This window comes from Synechococcus sp. R8-2, assembly GCF_047461715.1.
In the GTDB taxonomy this organism is placed as follows: Bacteria; Cyanobacteriota; Cyanobacteriia; order Thermostichales; family Thermostichaceae; genus Thermostichus.
On record NZ_JANSHQ010000442.1, the window covers coordinates 1 to 1,287 of the forward strand.

Below are 1,287 nucleotides of genomic sequence, written 5' to 3' on the forward strand. Positions count from 1 at the left end.
TCATCCAGCCGCTTCAACACCCCATTGACCCCGGAAATACGAGGCCACAAGCTGGGATCCTCATCGGGCAGCGCGTAGGGATAGTGAGTTTCGCCCACGTTTAACAGGTAAAAGCTGGGGCGATCCGGCTCGAAGCGCAACTGTTCCACCATGGCCGCCATATCGTTGTGCTGGGGCATGAGGCGGTAGGAATCGAAATCCCGATTCAGCAGCGTGCTGGGGTTGAGCACCGGCATGGAGACCATGGCGTGGGTGGTGTAGCCCAGTTGATGCTTCAGCAGCGTCGGCAAATAGAGATGAGGCAGCAGATGCTTGAACTCAATGGGTTGCCGGGTGCCGAGCCGCTCGTTGTAGCGCAGATAATCTTGCTTGTAGTGCTCGGACGCAAAAACGTGGATGGGGCTGGTGTGGGGCAGCAGGCCCATGAGCAGGTTGTAATGGGCAGGGGCCGTCCAGGAAGCGTAGCTCCAGCGCTTTTCCAGAGGGCCCAACTTCAGCAAGTGCTTGGGGTTGGCCGCCAGCAGGCTGTCGAAGCGGCAACTGTCTAGGACGATGAGCAGATAGTTGTTCTGTCCCCGCGGTTCAGGGCGGGGGTCGGGCTCAGACGCAAGAGCGGCAGACGATTTCCACCAGTTTAGGAATCCCATCCTTCCTCCTCCTCGTCGGCGTAGGGCCGCTGGACAATCCGCCAGTTGGGAGCTGCTGCCGCATCGTCGTCCTCAGGAGCGGGATCGCGAATGCGTTCCGGCGGGATATTGGAATAGGAATAGCGGCCTGCTTGGGGATCCGGCTCGTACTCCGGCAGATCTTGGGGCAAATAGTGGTCGGGGGGAATCAGCTGGGCTTCCAAAAAGCGAACTCGGTCGCTCAACTGAGTTAACTTACGGATTGCCTGTCGCTGGAACACCCGGTCGTGCAATCGCCAGGAGCCTACATACAAAAATCCCAGCCCCATCCCTGCCCCATAAGAGGCCAATAGCACCAACGATAGAGGAAGCGGGGATCCCGATTGCCCACCCACCACAACCCTTGCCGGGGATCCCCAGTTTTGGATGAGGAGAACGAGCAGGCTCAAGATCCACAAGCCCAGGAGTATGAAGCGAAGGTTTCTGATCGCGTTAGCGGGACGAAATTCTTGCATGGCCTCAACCCTACCCTTTATTAGGCTACCATTCTTCCCTTTCTCCACTGGCCTGGCAGCAAAGACGCTGGAAGCTCAAGCGGAGTTGTTCTCAACAGCCATTAGCCCTCTCCCTAAGGCGCGCTTCAGCTTACTAGCGCAGGAGC

General features: G+C 58.3%; 2 protein-coding genes. Both read right to left on the reverse strand.

The window, feature by feature from the left end:
• A partial coding sequence (locus NW819_RS10540; RefSeq protein WP_414413712.1) for a metalloenzyme occupies positions 1–647 on the reverse strand: 647 nt, incomplete at its 3' end.
• Positions 635–1,075, reverse strand: coding sequence for a hypothetical protein (locus tag NW819_RS10545; protein WP_238376922.1), 441 nt, complete (start codon positions 1,073–1,075; stop codon positions 635–637). The genes NW819_RS10540 and NW819_RS10545, both read right to left, overlap by 13 nt.
• Between the last annotated feature and the right edge of the window lie 212 nt (positions 1,076–1,287).